Origin of the sequence: Mycobacterium sp. (assembly GCF_035499775.1) — a bacterium.
GTDB lineage: Bacteria > Actinomycetota > Actinomycetes > Mycobacteriales > Mycobacteriaceae > Mycobacterium.
Window position 1 is genome coordinate 1 of record NZ_DATJYB010000259.1, and the last position, 2,280, is coordinate 2,280.

Below are 2,280 nucleotides of genomic sequence, written 5' to 3' on the forward strand. Positions count from 1 at the left end.
GCGCGACCAACTGGTCGCCCGGATACAGGGTGTGGTGTTCGGTCAGCAGTACCTGATGCTGGATTACGACTGCCCGCGTTCGGTGCTGGACAAGGCGACGGCGATCACGCCGGGCCTGGAGTCGCCGACCATCGCACCGCTGGCCGACCCCGACTGGGTCGCGGTGCGAGCGTTGGTACCTCGCCGGGATGTCAACGGCATCATGGACCAGATCGCCGCCATCGGGGCCAAGGCAATTCTGGCTTCCGACATCAGGTTCTGCCGCTTCTGATCGCACGGCGCGTGCCCAGTGCCGGTGAGTGTGTTAGCGTCCGGCGGGGACCGATTGCGCGTAGAACCCAGGAGGGTTGCCGTGACACAGACACATCTCCTCTTCTTGCTGATGGCCTTGCTGATCGGTGTCATCGCCGGGCTGCGTTCCCTTACCGCTCCTGCCGTGGTCTCGTGGGCCGCGTACTGCGGCACCATCGAGCTGCATCACACCTGGGCGGCCTTTATGGCCAGCCTGATCGCCGCCATATTCTTCACCGTTGGCGCCGTCGCCGAGCTGGTCAACGACAAACTTCCCAAGACGCCGCCGCGCACCGCGCCCCCGGTGTTCGCTGCCCGGATCATCATGGGGGGCTTCGCCGGTGCGGTCATCGGCGCCTCGCATCACTGGACCGTGACCTGCCTTGGCGCCGGCATTATCGGCGCGGTGCTCGGCACCCTGGGTGGCTACCAGGCCCGCAAGCGGCTGGTGGCCGCCATCGGCGGGAAAGACCTGCCGATAGCGCTGCTGGAAGATGCAGTCGCGATCGGAGGTGGCATCGCAATCGTCGCCGCGACGGCCGCTCTGCTCGCGCAGTGACCGAGCGTTTCGACGCGATCATCGTCGGCGCCGGCCAGGCCGGGCCGCCGTTGGCGGGCCGGCTTACCGCCGCAGGACAGCGGGTTGCGATTGTGGAGCGCAAGCACATCGGCGGAACCTGTGTGAACACCGGATGTATCCCGACCAAGACGCTGGTCGCCAGTGCGCACGCCGCGCAATTGGCCCGTCGCGGCGCGGAATACGGTGTCGGGACCGGATCGATCAGCGTGGACATGGCGAAAGTCAAGGCGCGCAAAGACGGCATCATGCTCGAGGACCGCAGGGGCGTCGAAGCCTGGCTGGAAGGGATGGGCGGCTGCACCGTCTTTCGCGGTCACGCGCGGTTCGAGGATCCGCACACGCTGCGGGTCAATGATGAACTCCTGCAAGGCGACCGGATCTTCCTCAACGTCGGTGGTCGCGCCGTGGTGCCCGACATCCCGGGGCTGTCGGACGTCGACTATCTGACCAACGTGTCGATCCTCGAACTCGACACGGTGCCAGCCCATCTCGTCATCGTCGGTGGCAGTTACATCGCATTGGAGTTCGCGCAGATGTACCGCCGTTTCGGGGCTCGCGTGACCGTCGTGGAGCGGGGTCCGCGCCTGGCATCCCGCGAAGACGAGGACGTCTCGGCGACCATCCGAGAGATCCTGGAGGCCGAAGGGATCGACGTCGTGGTCGGCGCTGACGACGTGCGGGTCGCTAAGCGCGACAGTGCTTTTGGAGGGTTTGAACTGACACCGAGTGCCGGTGCGGACGCCATCGCGGGCAGCCACCTGCTGTTGGCGGTCGGGCGGCGGCCCAACACCGACGACCTGGGTCTGGATGCCGCCGGTGTGCAGACCGACGCCAGCGGCCACATCACGGTCGACGATCAGCTCAAGACCAACGTCGAGCACATCTGGGCGATGGGCGACTGCAACGGCAAGGGCGCCTTCACCCACACGTCGTACAACGACTTCGAGATTGTCGCGGCCAACCTGCTCGACGATGACCCGCGGCGGGTGAGCGACCGCATCACCACCTATGCGCTCTACATCGACCCGCCGCTGGGGCGCGCCGGCATGACCGTGAGTCAGGTCCGCGCGTCTGGCCGCAAGGCGCTGGTCGGCAAGCGCCCGATGACCAGGGTCGGCCGGGCCGTGGAAAAGGGTGAGACGCAAGGGTTTATGAAAGTGGTGGTCGACGCCGACACCGATCAGATCCTGGGAGCGGCCGTCTTCGGCGTCGGCGGCGACGAGGCCATCCACTGCATTCTCGACATCATGTCGGCCAAGGCGCCCTACACCACGCTGTCGCGGACGATGCATATCCATCCCACGGTCAGCGAGCTGATTCCCACGATGCTGCAGGAGATGTCGCCGCTCGACTAGCTGGTTTCACCGGCGAGCAGACGCAGAATCGCACACGGCACGCCTGCATATTGC

General features: G+C 66.2%; 3 protein-coding genes. All 3 read left to right on the forward strand.

What is annotated here, in order from left to right:
• On the forward strand, positions 1–271 hold a 271-nt coding region (hisG, locus tag VML93_RS17050), incomplete at its 5' end, for an ATP phosphoribosyltransferase (RefSeq protein WP_349256596.1).
• A 111-nt stretch (positions 272–382) separates the two neighbouring features.
• Positions 383–850: a DUF4126 domain-containing protein gene (locus VML93_RS17055; RefSeq protein WP_325612419.1), complete on the forward strand. Its 468-nt coding sequence runs from the start codon at positions 383–385 to the stop codon at positions 848–850.
• Positions 847–2,226: an FAD-containing oxidoreductase gene (locus VML93_RS17060; RefSeq protein ID WP_325612418.1), complete on the forward strand. Its 1,380-nt coding sequence runs from the start codon at positions 847–849 to the stop codon at positions 2,224–2,226. The genes VML93_RS17055 and VML93_RS17060 overlap by 4 nt, the downstream gene beginning before the upstream one ends.
• Positions 2,227–2,280 lie beyond the last annotated feature (54 nt).

Excerpts from the sequence above, each read along its gene's own strand:
- VML93_RS17055 (WP_325612419.1), top strand. The coding sequence starts at position 383 with ATGGCCTTGCTGATCGGTGTCATCGCCGGGCTGCGTTCCCTTACCGCT.